The organism is Mesorhizobium sp. M0808 (assembly GCF_040320025.1).
GTDB lineage: Bacteria > Pseudomonadota > Alphaproteobacteria > Rhizobiales > Rhizobiaceae > Mesorhizobium.
Map to the genome: position 1 here is coordinate 85,282 of NZ_JAMYOX010000004.1, position 22,817 is coordinate 108,098.

Sequence of the window (22,817 nt, forward strand, 5' to 3'; positions counted from 1 at the left end):
CGGCTCAGTTTCCTGCTGGCAGTAGCCGTTCGCTGACAGCCTTGCAATGTGCAGCCGGGCGGAGGGAGCTTGGGCCAGATGCTAAGTGGTCAGCGGCTGGAACCGACCGGGCGGGGATGCTGCCAGTTCCGACCAGTCGATTTCTTCCTCAAGGCGGTGGTAGGCTTCGTCGCCGATCGTTCCGTCGATGCGCAAACGCTCCAGCGCATCCCGCTGGCTCTTGATGGCGTAAAGACGCAATCTGTCATACTCGGTCGCCGCCTGGGCATCCTCCGGGTTTTCGGCGATGGCGCGCTGGGCGGCATATTGCTCTCGCACCGCCCCGGCCGCGCTCGATGTCTTGCCGCTGAGCACGTCCAGCGCCGCCTGCATGATGGCGACGCGCGCCTGCGCCACCTCCCGGTCGACCGTCCGGTCGAGGTCGAGATTGAGCAGAAGCAGCAACGGTTTCAGGCTGACGCCTTGCAGCACCAATGTGCCGAGCACGACCGTGAAAGCGGCGAGCACGATCGGATCACGGCCGGGAAAGTCGGCCGGCAAGGCGAAGGCTGCCGCAAGCGTCACCAGGCCGCGCATGCCGCACCAGCCGATGAGCACGCCGCCGCGGAATGTCGGTGCGTCCTTCCGCCTGTCCTCGTCGCCCAGACGTGCCAGCGCTCTGAGGATCGCGCCGCAGCCCAGCACCCAGACGAGCCGTGATACGATGACGACGGCCAGCACAGCCAGGGCAAAGACGAACGCCTCGCTTTGCCCTTGCTCGGCAAGTCGACCGACGATCGACCGCGCTTGCAGGCCCATCAGAACGAAGGCCAGCACGTTGAGCACGAACACCGCCGTCTCCCAGACCGAGTAGGAGCTGACACGATTCCTTGCCGGCATGCGGCGCGGCGATGTACGTGCGATCGTCATGGCATAGACGACGATCGTGATGATGGCAGAAAGCCCTATCCTGTCGGCCAGGATCCAGACGCCGAAGGTTGAGGCGAATTGCACCACGGTGCCGCTCGCCGGGTCGTCGATGCGGCCGAGTATGGCGAGAGACAACCGGCCGAGCACATAGCCTGCGGCAAGGCTGCCGACCGTCGACAGCAGGATCATTGGAACGGCACTGCTCAACAGGATGGAGCCGGCGGCTGCGGAAACCGACATCCTGTAGATCAGCAGCGCCGTGGCGTCGTTGAGCAGGCTCTCGCCTTCCAGGATGGCGGTGATGCGGTGCGGCACCTTGAACTGTCCGAGCACGGCCGCCGCCGCCACCGCATCGGGCGGCGCTACGATCGCGCCGAGCGCTATGGCCGCGGCAATGGGCAGGCCTGCCATCGTCCAGCCGACCAGCGCGACCGTCACGGTGGTGAAGATGACGGCGCCAAGCGCCAGCAGGATGAGCGAAACCTTGTAGCGGTTGAGATCGCGCAGCGACGTGTCATAGGCCGCGTCGAGCAGAACCGGCGCGATGAACAGAGCGAGCGCCAGCTCTGGGTCGATCTCGATGGTCGGGGCAAACGGCAGGAAGGCGATGCCGGCGCCGGCCAGCGCCAGCAATGACGGATAGGGAATCTGCAGACGCCGCGACAGCGCGGTCAGGGCGACCGCGATGAGAAGCAGGACAAGGGTGAGTTCAAAAAGCGCCATGCCTTATCGTAGCGGTGAAGCCGGGCGATTGGCACTGCAAAAACGGCGACGGCTTTGGCTGCTCGTGAATGGTGAATGGTGAATGGTGAATGGTTGCTTGCAGAGGAATTTCGGCGCGTAAAGCGCATTCTTACTATTCACTATTCACTATTCACCATTCACTCTTCTCCTAATGCAGCACCAGCATGTCGCCCGACGAGAACGAAATCTCGGCCTTTTCGCCGACGGCCGGCGGCGGTGTGGCCGGACTGTTGAACGTGTCGAGCGAGACCGTGCTGCCGCCGATGCCGACGCGAACCCGGATGACCGAGCCGAGGAAATGCACCTCGGCGATTTCGCCCGAAAGGCTGGAATCGCGGCCGGGGTGTCGGCCGAGCGAGATCGCCTCGGGCCGCAGCGCCAGCGACAGCGTGTCGCCGGATTTCGAGCCGTTGAGCTTGCCCTTGAGCGAGACCTCTTGCGAGTTGACGCGCACCTTGCCCGAAGCGGCGTCGGTGACCGTGCCTTCGAGCACGTTCAGCGTGCCGACGAAATTGGCGACGAATTTGGTTGCCGGCCGGTTGTAGATCTCGAACGGCGTGCCGACCTGCTCGGCCTTGCCGCCATACATGACGGCGATGCGGTCGGAGATCGACAGCGCCTCTTCCTGGTCGTGGGTGACGAAGATGGTGGTGATGCCGAGCTTCTTCTGGATCGAGCGGATTTCCTCGCGCAGTGACACGCGCACCTTGGCGTCGAGCGCCGACAGCGGCTCGTCGAGCAGCAGCAGTTTCGGCTTGGGCGCAATCGCCCGCGCCAGCGCGATGCGCTGCTGCTGACCGCCGGAGAGCTGATAGGGATAGCGGTCGCCCATCTGTGGCAGCTTGATGATGTCGAGCATCTCGGCAACGCGCCTGTCGGCATCGGCCTTCGGCATACCGGCGACCTTCAGCCCGAAGCCGATATTCTGCGCCACGGTGAGGTTCGGAAACAGCGCATAGGCCTGGAACACCATGCCGACATTGCGCTGGTTGGGCTTGAGCCGGGTGATGTCCTTGCCGGCCACGACGATCTTGCCGGCGGATGGCTCTTCGAAACCGGCGACCATGCGCAGCACCGTCGTCTTGCCGCAGCCCGACGGGCCAAGGAAGGAGACGAATTCGCCCGGCTCGACGTCGAGGTTGAAATCCTGCACCACGGTGATGGGGCCGAAGGATTTTCGCACATGCTGGATTGAGAGGAATGGCTCGGTCATGGCTTTTTCTTTCGGGTCAGTTCGGACGGTTCGCCGATCGCGGCGCGAAGCGCGACAGGATCTGGATCAGCGACATGCAGCCCCAGGTGATGGCGAAGGCGATGATGGCAAGCGCCGCCGGCTCGTAGGCGCGATTGGCGCCGACGTTCTGCAGATAGGGTCCGAAAGCAGGCCGGTTGAGCAGGCTGGCCATGGTAAATTCACCGATGACGATGGCGAAGGTCAGGAAGGCGCCCGACAGCACCGCGATCAGCACGTTCGGCAGGATGACCCGAGCGATGATCGTGCCCCAGCCGGCGCCGAGGATCTGCGCCGCCTCAGTCAGTGTCCGCACGTCGATGGTGCGAAGCCCGGTGTCGACGGCGCGATACATATAGGGCAGCGCCAGTGTCGCATAACCGATGACCAGCAAGGCATTGGCTCCTGTGTCGCTGGCCAGGAACGGCAGCGGTGAGTTCGACCCGTACATTCTGATGTAGCCGAAGACGATAACGATGGCCGGGATGACCAGCGGCAACAGCGTGATGAACTCGACGACGGGCCTTAGCTGCGGCAGCCGCAGACGAATCCAGTACGCCGCCGGCACCACCACCAGCACGCCAAGGATGATGGTGAAGATGGCGGCGACCACCGAATAGATGAAGGTCGCCTGGAAGCGGGGATCGCCGAGCACGACCTGATAGGCATCGAAGGAATACGCGCCGCGCCGCATGCGCATGGAGAATTCCACGGTCGCGATCAGCGGAATGAAGAAATAGGCCGCGCCCAGCGCGAAGACGATCCAGGCCCAGAATCTGCCGGACTTCATTTGAGCCACCTCTCAGAGCGCGTCCTGAACCAGATGTAGAAGACATTGGCCAGCCCAGTGATGACGATCATGCCGAAGGCGATGGCGTAGCCGAGATGGGCATTGTGCAGCACGTCACCGCGGATCTGCGCGTAGAGCAGGATAGGGACGATGTTAAGCGAGGAGCCGGTCAGAGCGTAAGCGGTGGCGATGGCACCGAAGGCGTTGGCGAACAAGAGGATGACGGTGCCGAGGAAACTTGGCCAGATCACCGGAATGACGACCATGCGCCAGAACTGCGCCTGGGTCGCGCCAAGCGTTGCCGCCGCTTCGCCCCATTCCTTCTTCAGCCCATCGATCGCCGGCACGATGATCACCACCATCAGCGGGATCTGGAAATAGACATAGGTCAGCGTCAGGCCCCAGAACGACAGGATGTTGAAACCATGGGCATAAATGTTGAAGCCGACCAAGACGTTGAGCAGCACCGTGGCGAGCCCGAGCCGGCCGAGCGTCGCGAGAAAGGCGAAGGCCAGCGGCACGCCGGCAAAATTGGAGGCCACGCCGGAAAAGGTCAGTGTCGCCGAGCGTATCCACTCCGGCAGCCCGCCGCGGACGATGGCGATGGCAATGGCAAGTCCCGCGAAAGCACCGATCAGCGACGAGGCGAGGCTGACCTTGATTGAGATCCAGTAGGCGGCAACGATCGACGGCTGCGCCAAGGCCGCTATGTTTTCGAAAGTGAATTCGCCGGCATCGTTCCGGAATGCGCCCAGCATCAGATAGAGCGTGGGCAGGATCAAGAACATGATGGCGAAGATGAAGAAAGGCGCAACGCCAAGCCATTGCGTCGGCAGCCTCATGCTGCGGGCGTCGGCAGGAGGCGCGGTCTTCCCGGCAACAGCGTGATCGGACAACGAGATATCGGTCATGCGCCGGCTACCGTCCTGGAGGTATGCCGGGCGGCGATCTAAGCCGCCCGGCTGATCTCAAGTCTTACTTGACGTTGGCGCCGACGACGGCATCCCAGTTCTTGGTGATGGCTTCCTTGGCCTTGCCCTGCTCGTCGAGCGTCGGGAACACCGCGGCTGCATAGGACTCGGCCGGCGGCAGCTTGGCCATCACGTCAGCCGGGAGCTTGCCATTCTTGGCGAGGTCGTTGAAGCGGATCGGGTGACAATAGCCCTTCAGCCAGCCGATCTGGCCTTCGTCGGAATAGAGATATTCCAGCCATAGCTTGGCAGCATTCGGGTGCGGCGCGTAGGCACTAATCGCCTGAACATAGACGCCGGCGACGACACCGGTCTTCGGCACGACGACGTCGACCGGCGGATTGCCCTTCAGCGTATCGCGGCCGGCAAGCGCGTTATAATCCCAGGTCACCAGGATTGGCGTCTGGCCTTGGGCAAGCGTCGCGGGCTTGCCGATGACCGGCACGAAATTGCCGGCGGCGTTGAGCTTCTTGAAGAAGTCGAGACCAGCCGTGCCGGCGGCTTCGCCGGCAGCCGCACCGCCGGAAAGGCCGGCGGCATAGACTGCCTGGATGGCCTGGTTCGAAGCACGCGGGTCACCGGCGAGCGCCACGGTATTGGCGAATTCCGGCTTCAGCAAGTCGGCCCAGTCGGCCGGCGCTTCCTTGACCAGGTCCTTGTTCACCAGAAACGAAAGCACGCCGTAATAGTCGCCGGTCCAAAAGCCTTCGGCATCCTTGGCGCTGTCCGGGATCGAGTCCCAGGTTGATACTTTATAAGCCTGGATCAGGCCATCCTTCTTTGCGGTCGGGCCGAAGCTCAGGCCGACGTCGATGACGTCGGGCGCTTGCGGGCCCTTGTTGTCCTTGTTGGCCTTGATCGCCTCGACCTCGTCGCCGGAGCCGGCATCCGGGTTGAGTTCGTTGATTGTGATTTCCGGATATTTCGCCTTGAAGCCGTCGATGACCGCGCCGTAGCCGCACCAGTCATGGGGCAGCGCGATGGTGGTGAGCTGGCCTTCAGCTTTGGCTGCGGCGACCAGTTCATCCATGGACTGGGCCGACGAGATGGCAGAGGTCGCCATCAGGGCGACGGCCGAAAGGGAAAGCAGTTTTCCCGTGAATTTGAACATGTGTTCTCTCCGTTGAACTGACGCCGTTGGACGCCTGCGATGCGGTATCGTTTTCGTGTGACAGCCAGATGAAAACTTTGTGAAAGCGATGCCCCGCAGTATGAAAAAGTAAACTCTTTTTAACCGGCTGTAGCAATCGCTTCGCGATTCTTTTTCCGGCTAACTAGTTTCGATCTTGCCTTTCATCTTTCCCCCTTTCCTTTGCCTCTTTCCCAAGTCGATTTCCGATGCGAAAATTGTCTCAGACGGTGCCGGCGATGGCGTTTTCGAGCAGCGTCAGCGCCGCCTTTTTGGTCAGCTTGACGGGGTTGCCGCCGGCGGTCGGGTCGACCACCGCCATGTCGGCAATCAGGCCCTTGCGCTTCTTGTCCATGTCGAGGCCCTTGATCAGGCCGGGCAGCGCGTGCGGCACCTTGAGCTCCTTGCGCAGCTTGACAACAGCCTTGGCAAAACCGTCGAAGCCGCCCTTGATGCCGCAATAGGCGGCGAGCCGGGCTATGCGCGGCTCGATCGCCTCTCGGTTGAAGGCCAGCACATAGGGCATGAACACGGCGTTGGTCATGCCATGGTGGGTGTCGTAGAGCGCGCCGATCGGATGCGACAGCGAATGAATCGCTCCAAGCCCTTTCTGGAAGGCGGCCGCTCCCATGGCAGCGGCGCTCATCATGTTGGCGCGGGCGACCAGATCCTTGCCGTTGGCATAGGCTTTCGGCAGGTTTTCGAAGACCAGCCTGATGCCTTCCACGGCGATGCCGTCGGCCATCGGGTGATAGCCCGGCGCGCAATAGGCTTCGAGGCAATGGGCAAGCGCATCCATGCCGGTGCCGGCTGTGATGAAGCCCGGCATGCCGACCGACAGCTCCGGATCGGCAATGACGATCGCCGGCAAAAGCTTTGGATGGAAGATGACCTTCTTGGTATGGGTCGCTTCATTGGTGATGACGCCGGCGCGGCCGACTTCCGAGCCGGTGCCGGCCGTGGTCGGCACGGCGATGATCGGCGCGATCGCATCGGCATCGGCGCGTGTCCACCAGTCGCCGACGTCCTCGAAATCCCAGACCGGCCGTGTCTGCCCGGCCTGGAAGGCGATGAGCTTGCCGAGATCGAGCGCCGAGCCGCCGCCAAAGGCAATGACGCCGTCATGCTTGCCCTTCTTGAACACGGCAATGCCGGCGGTCAGGTTGGAATCCACCGGGTTCGGCTTGACCTCGGAAAATACGCCATACGGCACCTTGGCGTCGTCGAGGATCTTCAGCGTCGAGGCCACCACCGGCAGTCTGGCCAGTCCCGGATCGGTGACGAACAGCGGCCGCTTGATGCCGGTCGCCGCCAGCACCTCCGGCAGCTCCTTGATGCGTCCGGCGCCGAAGCGGACGGTCGTCGGGTAATTCCATTTGGAAACGAGTTTTGTCATTTCGACCTTCTTGACTGCTTTCGTGCTCTTGGATGTCATTAGTTCACAAAGGTGTTGGCCACACGTTCCGACCGCATCATGTACGGAACCCAGATGACTGCGGCCCATATCGAGCGCGAAATTCCGCCCACGGTGTCTGCGTCGTACGCATCGGCCAATTCTGGAACGACGGTGGGAAAAGCCAGATGCACAGCCCATGGATCGAGAACGGCATATACCGGCATCGCGAATGCCCAAATCATGTACCAGCCGGGGAATATCTGCCAGCGCTTGAACATGAAGAACAATATTAGGGCCGGGGCCGTAAGGTTTAGTATGCCGGATATCACCAATTCGGCAAGAATCAGCACACCTTGGGACAAACTGTAGGCCTGCCAGTTCTGTAACATGCCGAGATAGTCGGAATTGTGCAGTTGTACCAACCCCAGTATCGGCGTGAGCATCAACCCGAGCATCGGCAGGACAAGCCATCCGCCGATACTCTCGGGACCCTCACGATCTGGCAGCGCCGATTGTTGTGTATCCGCCATTACTCCCCCTCAACAGCGATCGCATGCTTGTCGATCGCCACCTTAGATCACCTCGCGCAGATGGTATGATTTCGGCCTGGTCAGATTGTCGTAGCCGATGGCCGACAGTGCCGCGCCCTTGCCGGTGTCCTTGACGCCGGTCCAGACCAGCGCCGGGTCGAGATAGTCGCAGCGGTTCATGAACACGGTGCCGGTCTCGACGCGATCGCCGATCGCCGCCGCATGGCCGGTGTCGCGCGTCCAGATCGAGGCCGTCAGCCCATAGGGGCTGTCGTTCATCAGCGCGATCGCTTCCTCGTCGTTGCGCACCTTCATGATGCCGACGATCGGGCCAAAGCTTTCCTCGCGCATGACGCTCATCTGGTGGTCGACCTGGGTCAGCACTTCCGGCGCCAGATAGGGGGAACCTTGCCTGTCGTTGGCCACCTTCATATTGATGTGTGCCCTGGCGCCCTTGCGCAACGCCTCGGCCTTCTGCTCGCGGATCAGGTCGGCGAAGCGCGCCTGCGCCATCGGCCCCATGGTGGTCGCCTGGTCGAGCGGATTGCCGACGACGTAATTCCTGGTCTCGGCAATGAAGCCCTCGACGAATTCATCGTAGACCTTCTCGTGGACATAGACGCGTTCGATGCCGCAGCAGCACTGGCCGGAATTGTAGAAGGCGCCGTCGACCAGATTGGCAACGGCATGGTCCATCTTTGCGTCCGGCAGCACATAGGCCGGATCCTTGCCGCCGAGTTCGAGGCCGAGCGTCATGAAGGTGCCCGCCGCCGCCTTTTCGATGGCGCGGCCGCCGGCGACCGAGCCGGTGAAGTTGACATGGTCGATCTTGCCGGAGCCGAGCAGCCTTTCAGTCTGCGCGTGGTTCAGGACGAGGTTCTGGAACAGGCCCTTGGGCAGGCCGGCCTTATCAAACGCCTGCTGAAACCGTTCGCCGACCAACAATGTCTGTGTCGCATGCTTGAGGATGACGGCGCTGCCCGCCATCAGCGCCGGGACGATGGTGTTGACGGCGGTGAGATAGGGATAGTTCCACGGCGCGATCACCATGACCACGCCGAGTGGCACCTTCTTCACATAGCGGCGAAAGCCGTCCTTCGGATTGGAGGCCATGACCGGCTTCAGGGCCGCCTCGGCGATCTCGACCATGTAGCTGACGCGTTCCCTGACGCCGCCGAACTCGCCGCCATAGCGCACCGGCCGGCCCATCTGCCAGGCGATCTCCGGCACGATCTCGTCGGTCATGGCGACCAGCGCTTCCAGCATGGCAAGCATGTATTTGCCGCGCTCGACGACCGGCGTCTCAGCCCACTTCTCCTGCGCCGCCTTGGCACGTTCGACCGCGGCACCGATCGCCTGGTCGGTGGCAAGAGGCCGTTCGGCATAGATCGAACCGTCGACGGGGGATTTTATCTTCACGGTTTCCAAGGAGGTCTCCAAATCAACAAGGCACTGTTTTGACGAAGCCGGCCGCGCCATAGGCAAGGATTGCGCGATCGCGGGTGATGATCTCGAGGTCTTTCGAGCGCGCCGTGGCTATGATGATCCGATCCGTTGGATCGTTGTGAACGACGCCGGGCAGGAACGAAGACTCGACCAAAAGCTCACTGTCGATCCCCTCGACGCTCGCTGCCCCGGTCTGCACGAACCGTTCGAACCATGCGAGCGGTGACTTGATGAATGGCAACCGGCCCTTGGCTACAAGCATGCCGATTTCCCAGGCGGACATCACGGAAACGGCGATCACGCTGCCATTTTTGCGTGCGCTGGTCACCTTCTCGACCGCAGCCCTCGTGACCGGCTGCTCCGTTGACAGCCACAGCATGAAGCATGTGTCGAGCAGAACCCCCTCACTCGTCATAGACATTGCCCCAATCCGGATCGGCGGGCGCGGTATAGTCGACGTCCGGAAGCAGGGTGAGCGTCCCGGCCATGCATCCAAACAACGGATCGGCACCCCGAGGCGGCACGATGTACTCTTCCTTGTTGCCGTTCATGTCGTCCACGAAATCCACTTGCCCCTCCTTGAAACCAGACCGGCGATCAGGCTCCGGTGGCTTCGCCGCATCATTGGAACTTCCCAGGTGCACCAATATCTCGCTTTCCTGCCGGTCGAGAATTTCAGCAATCTTGCGTATCTCGTCGACCTGCATACGCCGCTCACCGTTCAGTGTCCGCGACAAGGCGCTGTAGTGTATGTTCATGCGGCCGGCCATGCTGCGTACCGTGAGCTTGCGCTCGTTCATTCGACTCATGAACCACGCCTTGTCGACATGGGCTCTACCTTTGGGCAAACGCTGCCTCCTGCGTGTTGCTGGTGCGATAACCGCAACAATATTGCGTAAAGCGCAACGCCGTCAATACCGCTCGAACCCCCTGTGCAGTTCCCAGTCCGTAATCCGGCGGTCGTACTCCAACTGTTCCCAGTGTGCCGTGTGGACGTAATGTTCCAGCACATCGTCGCCGAGCGCCTGCCTCAGCATTTTCGATTCCGCCAGCGTCGCGGTGGCGTCGCGCAATGTCTTTGGAATTTCAGGCAGCTGCGAGGCCTGGTAGGCATCACCGACGAAGGGCTTCTGCAGTTCAAGCTTTTCATCGATGCCGGCAAGCCCGGCCGCGATCAGCGCGGCGAAAGCCAGATAGGGGTTCAAATCGGCGCCGCCGATGCGGCATTCCATGCGGATGCCCTTGGTGCCCTCGCCGCAAAGACGGAAGCCGGCGGTGCGGTTGTCCTCGCTCCACATGATCTTGGTCGGCGCAAAGGTGCCGGCCTGGAAGCGCTTGTAGGAATTGATGTAGGGCGCCAGGAACCAGGTGAATTCCTTGGCATATTTGAGCTGGCCGGCCGCCCATTGCTGGCCGAGTGTCGACAGCGTCCACTCGGCATTTTTGTCGTAGAACAACGGCGTCTTGCCGTCGGCGCTCCACAGCGAATTATGGATGTGGCTGGAATTGCCGGCGAGCCCGTAATTGTACTTGGCCATGAACGAGATCGCCTTGCCTTCGGACTCGGCGATTTCCTTGGCGCCGTTCTTCAGGATGACGTGGCGGTCGGCCATGTCGAGCGCCTCGGCGTAGCGGACATTGATCTCTTCCTGGCCTGGCCCCCACTCGCCCTTCGAATTCTCGATCGGGATGCCGGCCGCCTCCATCTCGTTGCGCAGCCGGCGCATGACGCCTTCTTCCTTGGTGGTGATGCCGATCTGGTAGTCGCCGATGTAGGGCGATGCCGTCTCGAGGCCCTGCCAGTGCTTCTTGCGGGCGGAATCGTAGGTTTCGCTGAACAGATAGAATTCGAGCTCGGAAGCGAAATAGCCGATATAGCCGCGATCCTGCAGCCGCTTGACCTGCTTCTTCAGCATGGCGCGCGGCGAATGCGCCAGGTCGTCATGGGTATGGTGGTCGAGCACGTCGCAGATCACCAGCGCCGTCTTCTCCAGCCACGGAACGAGCCGCAGCGTCGCAAGGTCCGGCTTCATGACGAAATCGCCATAACCCTTCGACCAGCTCGCCGCCTTGTAGCCGGGCACCGGTTCCATATCGATGTCTGCCGCCAAGAGATAGTTGCAGCCATGCGTCTCGTCATGCGCGGAATCGACGAAATAACGGGCCAGGAACCGCTTTCCCGCGAGCCGGCCCTGCATATCGACGATGCAGGCCAGCACCGTGTCGACCTCGCCGCTGGAGACCGCTTGCTTCAACTGATCGAACGAGAAATTTCCGGCCATTCCTTTGGCACTCCAGCGCTTGTCGTTTCGGGCTTGTCACTTTGAAAAGGAAACGGAAATCCATGGCCGGCACGATGCCGGCCATGGTCATCAGAGAGCGTCAGGCGCCGGCTTCGCCGACGGCTATCTCGGCTGCCTTGATCGCCGCCTGGCGCTTTGCGATCTGGTCGCCGATGGGCGGACCCTGGAAGCGGCGGTTCTCGAAACCGAACCAAAGCACCGCGGTCAGCACAATGAAGCCCAGGGTGATATAGAGCACTTTGTCGTTCGGCGGCTGGATGGCGATGTAGAAGATGATCGCCATGCCGATGACCGACAGGATGCAAAACAGCTTGAACAGGCCGGCGCCGAGATTCCATGGGCCGGGGTTCGGCCATTTCTCCGTTCCGAAAGCCATCATGCCGAGCACGATCGGAATAATGAAGGACAGAAACAGGAACACCAATGTCGAATTGACGACGATGGTATAGATGTTCGTGCCGCCGACCGAGATGAACTGGGCAAGAAAGACATAGATGACCTCGAGCACAGCAGCCGTCCAAATCGCATTGACCGGCGTGCGCCAGGTCGGGCTGACCTTGGCTAGCGAGGCCGAGCCGACCGGCATGCCGCCGTCACGCGAAAAGGCGAAAAGCATGCGCGAGGCAGAGGTGACCGTTGCCAGACCGCAGAGGAACTGCGCGATCAGAATGCCCAGATAGAGCAGTGTCTTCAGCCACGCCGGCAAGATTGCGTCCATCGTGGCGAAGAACACGCCCCAGCCCTGCTTGGCGCCGGCCGCCAGATCCGGAATCGCCAGTACGATCGCGCACAGCATCACCCAGCCGATCAGCGACGACCAGAGTACGGACGAAACGATTGCCCGCGGAACCGAGTGGGCCGCCCTCAACGTTTCTTCCGAAGTATGCGCCGACGCGTCATAGCCAGTGATGGTGTAAACCGGCAGCAGCAGGCAGAGCAGGAAGAGATACGTCATGGAATCGGACTGCGGGAAAACACCGCCCCCCGCCTCGCCCGAATAGTTCGTGAACGTCCACAGCCGCGTGATGTCGATCGCTGGCGCAAACACCAGGCAAGCGACGATCAGCACGGCTGTCGTTGCCAGGATCAGGAAGCCGGAGGCGTCCGTCAGCATAGCCGTCAACCTGATGCCGAAATGATTGAGCAGCGCCTGCAACACCGTGATGAAGGCGACAAACCCGACGATCTCACCAGGCGTGCCGGTCATGCCGAAGGCTGCGCCGAAAGTGCCGACGAAAAAGAAAGCCGTGCCGATGTTGATCGCACCGAGCACGGTGATCAGGCCGAGCAGGTTGAGCCATGCGGTCAGCCAGCCAGTGAAACGGTTCCCCAGAATAGATGCCCAGTGATAGAGGCCGCCCGCGGTCGGAAATGCAGAGGCGATCTGGGCCATGGCGAGCGCGAAAAGTCCCGAAACCATGCAGCCGACGATCCAGCCGATACCAGCGCCCGCGCCACCAATGGACGATGTCGCTTGCGCGAAGGAATTGATGCCGCCTGAGAGAATGCAGATGATCGAGAACGAGATCGCGAAATTCGAGAAGCGGCTCATGCTTCGAGAAAGTTCCTGAGCATAGCCCATTCCATGGAGAACTTTCAGGTCCTCCTTCTTATCAACTTCACTGTAACCCGGTGCTACCATTTTGAAGTCCCCTTTTGGTTTCTTAGCTGGCCGATTGAACTGACTTTCCGACTGCGCTTGGTCTGGGGCCATTGGCCGCCTCGGGCTCCAGATTGAGAAAAATGCCGGTGAGCAGATCCGCCCATTTCCGCTGCCCGGCCGCGCCGGAGATCTCGTCGTTGCGGATTTCGATCATCGCGCAAGGCAGCCCGCGCGAGCGCGCATGGCGTTCCAGCGTGAAATAGACCCGGTCGGCCGGCGAATAGGGTTCGTTGACGCCGACGGTGACGCCGGCGAGCCGCTTCAGCGCCCCGATCAGCGGCGCCGCCAGCCGGCGGTCCTCGTCATGGATGATGCCGATGTGCCAGGGCCGGCTTTTGCCTTTGTAGAGCGGCGTGAAGGAATGGATCGAGACCAGCCTGGTCTCCCGCCCGGCCGCCAGGCGCTCGTCTACGATCGTTGCGATCCGCTCGTGAAACGGTCGCCACGCCAGCGCGATGCGCGCCTCCCGCTGGTCGGCCGAAAGTCCCTGGTTGGCCGGGACCACGGTTTTTTCGCTGGCGCTGACCGTCACTATCAGGTCCGGCGCGTCGAGCGGGCGGTTGCAGTCGATGACGAGCCGCGAGATGCAGGTCTCGACCAGCGTCGCATCGAGCGCCTCGGCCATGCGGCGCGCCACCGGCAAGGCGCCGGGATCCCAGGCGATGTGGCGGGAAAGATCCTCGGCGGCAAGGCCGAGCGTTCCGAATTCCGGTGGCAGGAAATTTGAGGCGTGGTCGCAGGTCAGCACGAAGGGGCTCGATCCGCCGGGGTTCGTCACCCTTACGGTTTCAGGCGATGCAAGGCTGGCGGGCCGTGCTGTCTCCATTGTCTGCTGTCCCCGGGGAGCGCTGTATCGTATGTTACGTATTTTGCCTCATTGCGTCCCTGCGGATGATTTCATACAGTTTGGCCGGCTTTGTCAAACGCGATTTCGATAATGCGCTAACGGCACGGCCAGGGTGGGGAAAAACATGGTTTCCAGCATTGCCGAACTGATCTCCGACCGCATCGGCACCATGCCGGCAGGCGAGCGGCGCGCAGCGCAAGCGCTGATCGCCAGCTATCCGCTGATCGGGCTGAAGACGGTCGCCGAATTCTCGGCTACGGCCGGCGTATCATCGCCCACGATCCTGCGTTTCGTCGCCCGGCTCGGCTTCCAGAACTATCCGGAATTCCAGTCGACGCTGCAAGACGAGCTGGCGGCGCAATTGCAGTCGCCGGCCTCGCGCACGCTCAATCCGCCATCGCCGGGCAGCAGCGCCGTGTCGCCGATGCTGGAGGCGACCCTCGACAACATGCGCGAGACCTTCCGGCATCTCTCGGACAAACAGCTTGCCGACATCGTCGCCAAGCTTGCCGACCGGCGCGGCAAGACATTCCTGATCGGTGGCCGCTTCACCGACCCGCTGGCGCGCTACATGGCCGCCCACCTCGCCATCATCCAGCCCAACGTTTTTCACCTCGGCGGGCAGGAAAGCGTCTGGCGCGACCGACTGATCGACATGGGTAAGCGCGACGTGCTGGTGATCTTCGACATCAGGCGCTACCAGGACAGCCTGGTCCGCTTTGCCGAGACGGCCAACCAGCGTGGCGTGCAGATCGTGCTGTTTACCGACCAGTGGCTGTCGCCGATCGCCCGCTTCGCCCGCCACGTCATCGCCGGGCGCACCGCCGTGCCTTCGGCCTGGGACTCATCCGCCGCCCTTTTCGTCGTTGCCGAAGCGCTGATTGGCGCCGTCACAAGGCAGCTCGAGGCCGACGGCGCCAAACGCATCCGCGAGCTGGAAAGCCTGCGGTAGAGCCCCTCCGGAAAGGGACGCGTTTCGCTTCGGTCTAGTCCTCTAAAAAACTGATCATCTGCAGGATCAGGATCAGCAAAAAGACGCCAAAGACAGTCGCAAAAACCGCTGCCAGCAGGACGGTGCGTTGTTTCTTACCCATGGCTTTCCCCCCGAAAGCATAGTCCCCGTCCACGAATACGAATGTCAGTCCCGCCCCACTGCTCGGCCACCTCCCAACTCCTCAAGACCCGCCTGCGGCTGGGGCGGAGGAGTAACGACGACTGGTTCACGCGCGAAATGAACAGCTTACCAAGGTGCTCGCTAACGGGCACGGCCGCATCATTCATCCGACCCATGTCACGGCCGAATGACCACCTTGCATTTCGGGCTTAACCATTCAGCCGCTAAAGCGTGCCCCACCCCAGCTACTTTACCCATGGCAAGCATGATCGAAGTTCGGCTAGCCTTGTCGACGCGAAGCCGCTTCCTGAACCAAAGCGCGGTGAACTGCACGGAGGAATTCGATGAGCTATCTGGACGAGCTGTTCTCAGTCGCCGGCAAGACGGCGCTGGTCACCGGCGCCGCGACCGGCATCGGCCGCATGGCGGCGACCGCTCTGGTCATGGCCGGCGCCGCGGTGATGATCGCCTCGCGCAAGAGCGAGGATTGCGTCAGGGTAGCGGGCGAGTTGAACGGCCTTGGCGCATCCGGCCGGGCGGAAGGTTTTGCCGGCGACGTCTCCAGCGAGGCCGGCATTGCGGCGCTTGTGGCCGAGGTCAGGGCGCGGACCGAGCGGCTGCATATCCTGGTCAACAATGCCGGCATCTCCTGGGGCGCGCCGCTGGAAAGCTTTCCCTACCATGCCTGGGCCAAGGTGTTCGGCGTCAACGTCACCTCGGTCTTCCACCTGACGCGCGAATTGCTGCCTCTGCTCGAGGCCGCGGCCAGCGACGCCGACCCGGCCCGGGTGATCAACCTCGGATCGGTGATGGGCACGCAGCCTTTAGCCGAAGATGCCTACTCCTACTCGGCCTCGAAGGCCGCGGTTCACCACCTGACGCGCATCCTGGCAATCGAGTTCGCCGCCCGCCGCATCACCGTCAACGCCTTTGCGCCTGGCCCTTTCCAGAGCCGGATGACGGCCTTCGCCACCGGCACCGAGGACCAGGCAAGACATATCGGCAACCACGTTCCGATCGGCCGCATCGGCGCACCGGATGACATTGCCGGCGCAACGCTCTATTTGTGCAGCCGGGCCGGCAGCTATGTCACCGGCGCCATCCTGCCGATCGATGGCGGGCAGTCGGTGCAACACGGGCTGACATTGTTCAAGGAATGAGACGCACGCCATCCGGCGAGTGAAATGCCGGGGGTGAAGATGGAGGACATCAGCGTGGAACCGATCAGTCTCGATGTGCTTCTGGCCAACGTCGGCAAGGAAGTCGGTGTGTCGCCATGGCGGGTCGTCACCCAGCGCATGATCGACCAGTTCGCCGACGCCACCGACGACCATCAGTTCATCCATTGCGATCCGGAACGCGCCAGCCGCGAAACGCCGTTCGGCGGCACCATCGCGCATGGCTTCCTGTCGCTTTCGCTGTTGTCGGCGATGACCTTCGAAACCATGCCGCCGCTGGAAAACAGCAAGATGGGCGTCAATCACGGCTTCGATTCGCTGCGCTTCCTGGCGCCGGTGAAGACCGGCTCGCGCATCCGCACCCGTTTCGTGCTGGCCGACGTCAAGGTCAGGCCGTCGGGGTGGGTGCAGACGGCGCACGACGTGACGATCGAGATCGAGGGCTCGAAAAAACCGGCGCTGACCGCGCGCTGGCTGACGCTGACGCTGATCGAACGCCAGCCGGAAGCGGTCTGACTCTCGTCAGGCGGAGAAGCCCAAATCTATCTGTGCCAAATCTATTTAGCTTCGGCCGCGACGTACTTCATGTGACGGCTGACCTGCAGCGCAATGTAGACGACCAGTGAACAACCGATCGGGAACACGATCTCGTTGAGGCCGGTTGCGATCGCCTGTGGCATTGCGAGAGCAGCGTCATTTGCCGCGGCCGTCTCGATGGTCAGCACCGTGATGCCGCCGCCGAATACCGCGCCTATCAGGGCGCCTGCCAGCGCGAAATGGAGCGGACGCGGTTCTTCCTTCGATGCCAGCGACGCCAGTGTCCAGCCGAGCAGCCCGTATTCGATCGCCCGCAGCACACCCAGGGTCGTGAGCGACAGGATGGCCGGCTTTGCCGCCGCGTCCAGCGCGCTGACCATAACCTTTTGCGTCCTTTGGCGATGCCCATCGCCAGTGGCGCCGAAATCGCACCGATCAGGCCACCGAGCGAGGCGCGCACCTTGGTGAGCGCCGTGCCGAGGCTGACGCCGGCACAGACCAAGAACCACCAGGTCACGCCTTGCGCCAGTTCGATCAGAACCTGCGTCGTCGCGGGGTAGGCACCTGCCGCAAATCTGACGGTCAGAATGAGAGCTTCCATGGCGAAGCCGAGCGCGATCGCCAGCCATACGACAGTCAAGCTTCTGCTTCGTGCCACCCTTGCCCGACGCCGTACAGCGTATATATGCTGCATCCAGCCATCAGTCATAAGGCAGTGGAAAGTTGCAGCTAAGCGTCCAGGAGCGCCGCGAAAAACAAAAGGCCGAACTGCGTTCCGAACTTGTCGACGCCGCGCACAAGCTTGTCCAGGAAGAAGGCTATGACGGCCTCACCATCCGCAAGCTCGCCAAGCGCGTTGGCTATGCGCCGATGTCGGTCTATTCCTATTTCGCCGACAAGCAGGACATCCTGTTCGCGCTGGCCGAGGATGCCTTCGAGACCTTGGCCAGGCGCATCGCAAATCATACGGCCGACGACCCGATCGAGGCGCTCAAGGCGGTGCTTGTCGAATACGCCGCCTTTGGGCTGGAAAATCCCAACGAATACCGCACCGTCTTCATGACCGAAAAAGTCAGGCCGCCAGCCGGAAAGACCTTCGCCGAAATGGAGAGCGGCAACCCGGCGATGAAAATGCTGATCGCGAGGGTCGAAGCCTGCGTTGCCGCCGGCAGGCTCAAAGGCGATCCACGCGCCATCGCCGCCATGCTGTGGGCGGTCGGCCACGGCGCCATCTCGCTGCTGATCACCTTCCCGTTCTACCCGTTCGGCGACCAGACGACGTTCATCACACGGATCGGCGACATCATGCTCGAAGCCATCGCCGCGCACGAGATTGCGCCGCTCACGCCGCCGGTCAACTGCTGAAGAGCGGCGCTCCTCCCGATCTGCAGGATCTTCTCCGACCGATCTGCGCTGCGGCGCCGAGCGTTCGGCAATTCTCCGTACGCGTACGATTTTGCTTGAACACCGGGAGGCCAGGGCGTATCTGTGCGCAATGCCGTACATGTACGAGAAATTCAATAGCTGAACCGGAGACCGACGATGAAGAAGGCAATCCTCACGCTCGCCGCCCTGCTGGCGCTCTCTGGCGCCGCATTTGCCGGCAGCAGTCAGCCAGCCAAGCAAGAAGCGGCCTGCGTCGACACCAAAACCGGTGCTAAGCTTGATTGCGCGCCAACCGGATCGCTTGAAAAGGCCGATGCCGCGGCCCACAAGGCCGGCAGCAAGGGCCCGAGGCTCGGCATCGGCATCGACCCGTGGATCGTGCCAAGCAGCTTCTGAGCCGATCGGGCGACAATACGCGGTGAGGAAACGAAAGGGCGGCAGCAATTTCCGGCCGCCCATCGTGCCGGCCTCAGCCCTGCTTTTTGTCACCCCGCGCAGATCACTTCTTGCGCTTCTGTCCCACCACGCTTTTGGGCTTGCCGGGTCTTGCCGGTGCGCCGGGAATGGCCGTTCCGGTGATCGACACCGGATCGCTGGCCGGGAATGTATCCTCGAGGCCTTCCTCGAGTTCCTCTTCGATATCCGTCCCAGTGCGCTGCTCGTCTTCGAAAGAGCGCACGGCCGGCGTCTTGACCGGCGACTTCGGCGCGGAGTTCGGCGGCATTTGCATTCTCCCTCGGCTCGCTGTCGCAGAACGGTCGGGCGCGGCGAACATGCCTATGCTGCCGCGTCGCGCGCTGCCTCCGACAGAAAAGTAAAGACATAATCGGAAAAGGAACGCCAGCATTCGACGCGGAACGCGTCGGCCGCCGTGCGCAACAGCACGATTTCGACCTTGCCGAGAATGGTACGCGACGCCGCCCCGACCGGAAAGGCGTCGAGCGACAGATCCTGCGGGCAGCCGGCATTGATCGTCGCCGCGGCAGCCGGACCGGTAACCGATATGGCGACGTTGCGGTGCGAGATGCCGACCGCCGAATGCAGTACGGAAATGCTTGCGCAGTCGGCGAGCGGATCTTTTCCGCTCTCGTCGATGACCAGCCATTCGTCCGGCCCGAGCCACAAGGCCGTGCGTCCGGCCTTTGCCGCCGAGGTTTTCGGCCTTTGCGGCAGAACGACGCCGAGCGCTTTCGAAAGTGCCGCAATCGAGGCTTCCGGCGCGCGCAGCGATATGCGCTCGGCCGGCGGCAGCACGGCAAGTGTAACGCCGGCGGCGGAAAGCGACTGGCCGGCGAGAGCCGGACGGCGTTCGACTGAGGGTCCGGCGGCGTCGGTTTTCAAAGCGGCCTTAGCCATTGAGGCGCTCCCCCTTCTCATCGAAGAACACCATGCCGGTGACCTCCACCTCGATCACCCCGTTCGGCATCGGCACATAGAGCGTCTCGCCCGTGCGATCGCGGCCGCCGGCGACCAGCCCCAGCGCGATCGAGCGGCCGCAATTTTGCGACCAATAGCTCGAGGTGACATGGCCAATCATCTTCATCGGGATTGCCTGCTTCGGGTCCGCGACGATCTGCGCGCCCTCCTCCAGCACCACCTTGGGATCCCTGGTCTTCAGGCCGACAAGCTGCTTGCGGCCCTTGGCGACCAGATCCGGCCGCGCCATGCCGCGAATGCCGACGAAGTCGGTCTTCTTCTTGCCGACCGCCCAGTCGAGCCCGGCGTCGTTCGGCGTCACCGTGCCGTCGGTATCCTGGCCGACGATGATGTAGCCCTTTTCAGCGCGCAGCACATGCATGGACTCGGTGCCGTAAGCACAGGCGCCATGCTTCTGGCCCTCGGCCCATAGCGCTTCCCAGACTGCCTCGCCGTAATCGGCCGGCACGTTGATCTCGAAGCCGCGCTCACCGCTGAACGACATGCGAAACAGCCTGGTCGGCACGCCGCAGATCCGGCCTTCGCGCACCGACATATGCGGCAGCGCCTCATCCGACATGTCGATGCCCTCGACCAGCGGCGCAATGATGTCGCGAGACTTCGGTCCCTGCACGGCAATCACCGCCCATTGCTCGGTGATCGAGGTCAGCCAGACGTTGAGATGCGGGAACTCGGTCTGGAGATAGTCTTCCATATGGTTCATGACGCGCGGCGCGCCGCCGGTCGTCGTCGTCACATGGAAACGGTCGGGTGCAAGCCTGCCGACGACACCGTCGTCATAGATGAAGCCGTCCTCGCGCAGCATGATGCCGTAACGGCAGCGGCCGGGCTCGAGCTTCTCCCATGGATTGGTGTAGAGCAGTTCCATGAATTTGGCCGCATCCGGCCCGACCACCTCGATCTTGCCCAGCGTCGAGGCGTCGAACAGGCCGGCCGTCTTGCGCACCGTGACGCATTCGCGGTCGACGGCCGCATGTATGTCCTCGCCCGGCTTCGGGAAATACCAGGCGCGCTTCCATTGGCCGACATCCTCGAACATCGCGCCTTGACGCTCTGCCCAGGGATGGATCGCCGTCTTGCGGGTCGGGTCGAACAGCGGACCCCGCGCGTGGCCGACGATCGAGCCGAATGTCACCGGCGTATAGGGCGCCCGGAACGTCGTCAGCCCGACCTGCGGGATCGGCTTGCCCAACGTCTCGGCGGCAATCGCCAGGCCGTGCATGTTGGAGGTCTTGCCCTGGTCGGTCGCCATGCCATTGGTGGTGAAGCGCTTGACGTGCTCGATCGAGCGCATGCCCTCATGCACTGCCTGGCGGATGTCCTTGGCGGTGACGTCGTTCTGGAAGTCGACAAAGGCCTTGACCGTCGTATCCGATCCGGCACCGGGTGCTGCACCCAGCATGCCGCGCGACCAGCTCTCGCCGGCGTCGACCTTCGGCTTGGTGCCCTTGGCCGGCCTGCTGCCGGCGTCCTTGGCCGCCTTGGCGCCGGCCGCGTAGGCCTCGTCGATCGTCGCCGACAGCCCGTCGGTGCCGTTGCAGGCGCCGACCGAGACGCAGTCCTGCGCATAAATTCCGGGCACGAAGCGCTTGCTCTCGTCATTGAAGGCAACTTTGCCGCGCGATTGCGAGAACAGATGCACCGACGGCGTCCAGCCGGCCGACATCAGGATTGCGTCAACCGGCATGGTGCGTTCGCCGCCGCCATTCTTCGGCTGCACAGTCATCGACGACACCCGCAATTTGCCGCCGGCGCGGATCACCGCGCGGCCGAAATTGACCTCGATGCCGAGCGCCCTCGCCTCGTCGATCGCCGGCCCGGTCGGGTTGTCGCGCAGGTCGACAATCGCCGCCACGTTGATGCCGGCCTTTTTCAGGTCGATCGCCGCCGCATAGGCGGAATCGTTCGCCGTATAGACGCCGATATTCCTGCCGACGGCGACGCCGTAATGGTTGAGATAGGTGCGCGCCGCCGACGCCAGCATGATGCCGGGCCGGTCGTTTTCGGCAAACACCATGTGGCGCTCGATGGCGCCGGTCGCCAGCACCACGCGGTTGGCGCGAACCTGCCACAGCCGCTCGCGCGGCAGGTCGCGGCCGGGATTCTGCAGATGGTCGCTGACGCGCTCGACCAGCCCGACGAAATTCTGCGCGTAATAGCCGAAGGCGGTGGTGCGCGGCAGCACGCGGACATTGTCCATCGTCCGGAGCTTGGCAACAGCGGACTGCGCCCAGGCAAAACCGTCCTGGCCTTCGATCCTGGCGCCGCTCTCGAAGCGCAGGCTGCCGCCGAATTCCGCCTGCTCGTCGGCAAGGATGACGCGCGCGCCGGTCTCGGCCGCGGCCAATGCCGCGGCGATGCCCGCGGCACCGCCGCCAAGCACCAGCACCTCGCAATGGGCGAAGCGCGCCGAATAGTGGTCGGGATCCGGCTGGTCAGGAGCGACGCCGAGACCGGCGGCGGCGCGGATCTTGGGCTCGTAGAGGTTTTTCCACGCGGCCTTCGGCCACATGAAGGTCTTGTAGTAGAAGCCGGCCGAAAGCATCGGCGAGGCAATACTGCTGACGGCACCGATGTCGAAAGCGAGCGACGGCCAGCAGTTCTGCGACTGTGCGGTCAATCCGTCATAGAGTTCCTGCACCGTGGCACGAACGTTCGGCGTCTTGCGTGCCGCGTCGCGCTTGATCTCGACCAGCGCGTTCGGCTCTTCGGCGCCGGCCGACAGAAAACCGCGCGGCCGGTGGTACTTGAACGAGCGGCCGACGAGATGGACGCCGTTTGCAAGCAGCGCCGAGGCCAACGTATCGCCCTCGATGCCGGTATAGGGGCGGCCGTCGAAGCTGAAGCCAGCTATCTTTGCCTGTTTGAGCCGCCCGGCGCCGGCAATGCGGAACGTGGCGCTCATTTGGCGGCTCCCGGCAGCTTGGTGGGCTTCGGTTCGCCGGCCTTGTAGGTCATCAGGAACCTGTCGCTGACGGTGTCGCGCACGGCATTGAAGAACCGCGCACAGCCATGCATGTGCCGCCAGCGCTCATAGATGATCCCCTTGGGATTGGAGCGGATGAAAAAGAACTTTTCAAAATCGTCGTCGCTCTCGCCGGCGATGTTTGGGGAACGCGCGATATGCGCCTCGCCGGCGTTGCGGAATTCGAGCTCCGGACGCTCTTCCTCGCAATAGGGGCAGCGGATGAGAAGCATGGTCGGTC

23 protein-coding genes are annotated in these 22,817 nt (G+C 62.8%); 5 read left to right on the forward strand and 18 right to left on the reverse strand.

Going from position 1 to position 22,817, the window contains the following annotated elements; translation table 11 throughout:
* Nucleotides 1–81 precede the first annotated feature (81 nt).
* The 13 genes from NKI25_RS07760 to NKI25_RS07820 all read right to left on the reverse strand — a co-directional run bounded on the left by NKI25_RS07760 (nucleotide 82) and on the right by NKI25_RS07820 (nucleotide 13,938).
* Nucleotides 82–1,632: a cation:proton antiporter gene (locus NKI25_RS07760; protein WP_352620344.1), complete on the reverse strand. Its 1,551-nt coding sequence runs from the start codon at nucleotides 1,630–1,632 to the stop codon at nucleotides 82–84.
* A gap of 169 nt (nucleotides 1,633–1,801) precedes the next feature.
* The gene (locus NKI25_RS07765; RefSeq protein WP_023675358.1) at nucleotides 1,802–2,866 is read right to left on the reverse strand and encodes an ABC transporter ATP-binding protein; all 1,065 of its coding nucleotides are present in this window, start codon (nucleotides 2,864–2,866) and stop codon (nucleotides 1,802–1,804) included.
* Nucleotides 2,867–2,882: 16 nt separating this feature from the next.
* The gene (locus tag NKI25_RS07770) at nucleotides 2,883–3,674 is read right to left on the reverse strand and encodes an ABC transporter permease (RefSeq protein ID WP_352588181.1); all 792 of its coding nucleotides are present in this window, start codon (nucleotides 3,672–3,674) and stop codon (nucleotides 2,883–2,885) included.
* Entirely contained in the window at nucleotides 3,671–4,585 is a 915-nt protein-coding gene (locus NKI25_RS07775) for an ABC transporter permease (RefSeq protein ID WP_023675356.1), read from the reverse strand. The genes NKI25_RS07770 and NKI25_RS07775 overlap by 4 nt, the downstream gene beginning before the upstream one ends.
* Before the next feature lie 64 nt (nucleotides 4,586–4,649).
* Nucleotides 4,650–5,756: an ABC transporter substrate-binding protein gene (locus NKI25_RS07780; protein ID WP_352588184.1), complete on the reverse strand. Its 1,107-nt coding sequence runs from the start codon at nucleotides 5,754–5,756 to the stop codon at nucleotides 4,650–4,652.
* A gap of 241 nt (nucleotides 5,757–5,997) precedes the next feature.
* Entirely contained in the window at nucleotides 5,998–7,170 is a 1,173-nt protein-coding gene (locus NKI25_RS07785; protein ID WP_352588187.1) for an iron-containing alcohol dehydrogenase, read from the reverse strand.
* Between the two features lie 38 nt (nucleotides 7,171–7,208).
* Nucleotides 7,209–7,700, reverse strand: a complete 492-nt coding sequence (locus NKI25_RS07790; RefSeq protein WP_352588190.1) for a DUF2569 domain-containing protein — start codon at nucleotides 7,698–7,700, stop codon at nucleotides 7,209–7,211.
* A 42-nt stretch (nucleotides 7,701–7,742) separates the two neighbouring features.
* Nucleotides 7,743–9,179: an aldehyde dehydrogenase family protein gene (locus NKI25_RS07795; RefSeq protein WP_352998311.1), complete on the reverse strand. Its 1,437-nt coding sequence runs from the start codon at nucleotides 9,177–9,179 to the stop codon at nucleotides 7,743–7,745.
* Entirely contained in the window at nucleotides 9,142–9,567 is a 426-nt protein-coding gene (locus NKI25_RS07800) for a type II toxin-antitoxin system VapC family toxin (protein WP_352588196.1), read from the reverse strand. Before NKI25_RS07800 ends, NKI25_RS07795 begins: the two co-directional genes overlap by 38 nt.
* Complete coding sequence (locus NKI25_RS07805) at nucleotides 9,551–9,946, reverse strand: helix-turn-helix domain-containing protein (RefSeq protein WP_352588199.1); 396 nt, start codon at nucleotides 9,944–9,946, stop codon at nucleotides 9,551–9,553. Before NKI25_RS07805 ends, NKI25_RS07800 begins: the two co-directional genes overlap by 17 nt.
* Before the next feature lie 111 nt (nucleotides 9,947–10,057).
* Nucleotides 10,058–11,428 carry a glutamine synthetase family protein gene (locus tag NKI25_RS07810; RefSeq protein ID WP_352588202.1) on the reverse strand — a complete coding sequence of 457 codons (1,371 nt, stop codon included), beginning with the start codon at nucleotides 11,426–11,428 and terminating at the stop codon, nucleotides 10,058–10,060.
* Between the two features lie 100 nt (nucleotides 11,429–11,528).
* A complete protein-coding gene (locus NKI25_RS07815; protein ID WP_352998312.1) occupies nucleotides 11,529–13,091 on the reverse strand; it encodes an amino acid permease in 1,563 nt (520 codons plus the stop codon).
* A 22-nt stretch (nucleotides 13,092–13,113) separates the two neighbouring features.
* On the reverse strand, nucleotides 13,114–13,938 hold the full coding sequence (locus NKI25_RS07820; RefSeq protein ID WP_352998313.1) for an N-formylglutamate amidohydrolase: 825 nt from the start codon (nucleotides 13,936–13,938) through the stop codon (nucleotides 13,114–13,116).
* A 145-nt stretch (nucleotides 13,939–14,083) separates the two neighbouring features.
* Here NKI25_RS07820 and NKI25_RS07825 point away from each other — a divergent pair, with 145 nt between their 5' ends.
* The 3 genes from NKI25_RS07825 (at nucleotide 14,084) to NKI25_RS07835 (ending at nucleotide 16,767) form a co-directional block, all read left to right on the forward strand.
* Nucleotides 14,084–14,911, forward strand: coding sequence for a MurR/RpiR family transcriptional regulator (locus tag NKI25_RS07825; protein ID WP_023675348.1), 828 nt, complete (start codon nucleotides 14,084–14,086; stop codon nucleotides 14,909–14,911).
* 506 nt (nucleotides 14,912–15,417) lie between these two features.
* Nucleotides 15,418–16,233, forward strand: a complete 816-nt coding sequence (locus NKI25_RS07830) for an SDR family oxidoreductase (protein ID WP_023675346.1) — start codon at nucleotides 15,418–15,420, stop codon at nucleotides 16,231–16,233.
* Nucleotides 16,234–16,272: 39 nt separating this feature from the next.
* Nucleotides 16,273–16,767 carry a MaoC family dehydratase gene (locus tag NKI25_RS07835; protein WP_031211357.1) on the forward strand — a complete coding sequence of 165 codons (495 nt, stop codon included), beginning with the start codon at nucleotides 16,273–16,275 and terminating at the stop codon, nucleotides 16,765–16,767.
* 41 nt (nucleotides 16,768–16,808) lie between these two features.
* On the opposite strand, the gene NKI25_RS07840 is transcribed toward NKI25_RS07835, so the two are convergent.
* A complete protein-coding gene (locus NKI25_RS07840) occupies nucleotides 16,809–17,168 on the reverse strand; it encodes a hypothetical protein (protein ID WP_352998314.1) in 360 nt (119 codons plus the stop codon).
* Nucleotides 17,169–17,511: 343 nt separating this feature from the next.
* On the opposite strand from NKI25_RS07840, the gene NKI25_RS07845 reads away from it, so the two are divergent.
* The gene (locus NKI25_RS07845; RefSeq protein WP_352588215.1) at nucleotides 17,512–18,153 is read left to right on the forward strand and encodes a TetR/AcrR family transcriptional regulator; all 642 of its coding nucleotides are present in this window, start codon (nucleotides 17,512–17,514) and stop codon (nucleotides 18,151–18,153) included.
* Between the two features lie 177 nt (nucleotides 18,154–18,330).
* Nucleotides 18,331–18,570 carry a DUF680 domain-containing protein gene (locus tag NKI25_RS07850; protein ID WP_352588218.1) on the forward strand — a complete coding sequence of 80 codons (240 nt, stop codon included), beginning with the start codon at nucleotides 18,331–18,333 and terminating at the stop codon, nucleotides 18,568–18,570.
* Between the two features lie 103 nt (nucleotides 18,571–18,673).
* Here NKI25_RS07850 and NKI25_RS07855 read toward each other — a convergent pair whose 3' ends face one another.
* The 4 genes from NKI25_RS07855 to NKI25_RS07870 are packed head-to-tail and all read right to left on the reverse strand — an operon-like array spanning nucleotide 18,674 to nucleotide 22,809.
* Nucleotides 18,674–18,898: a hypothetical protein gene (locus NKI25_RS07855; RefSeq protein WP_023675341.1), complete on the reverse strand. Its 225-nt coding sequence runs from the start codon at nucleotides 18,896–18,898 to the stop codon at nucleotides 18,674–18,676.
* Nucleotides 18,899–18,951: 53 nt separating this feature from the next.
* The gene (locus NKI25_RS07860; RefSeq protein WP_023675340.1) at nucleotides 18,952–19,530 is read right to left on the reverse strand and encodes a sarcosine oxidase subunit gamma; all 579 of its coding nucleotides are present in this window, start codon (nucleotides 19,528–19,530) and stop codon (nucleotides 18,952–18,954) included.
* Nucleotides 19,523–22,516 carry a sarcosine oxidase subunit alpha gene (locus tag NKI25_RS07865; RefSeq protein ID WP_352588221.1) on the reverse strand — a complete coding sequence of 998 codons (2,994 nt, stop codon included), beginning with the start codon at nucleotides 22,514–22,516 and terminating at the stop codon, nucleotides 19,523–19,525. The genes NKI25_RS07860 and NKI25_RS07865 overlap by 8 nt, the downstream gene beginning before the upstream one ends.
* Entirely contained in the window at nucleotides 22,513–22,809 is a 297-nt protein-coding gene (locus tag NKI25_RS07870) for a sarcosine oxidase subunit delta (RefSeq protein ID WP_292519105.1), read from the reverse strand. Before NKI25_RS07870 ends, NKI25_RS07865 begins: the two co-directional genes overlap by 4 nt.
* Between the last annotated feature and the right edge of the window lie 8 nt (nucleotides 22,810–22,817).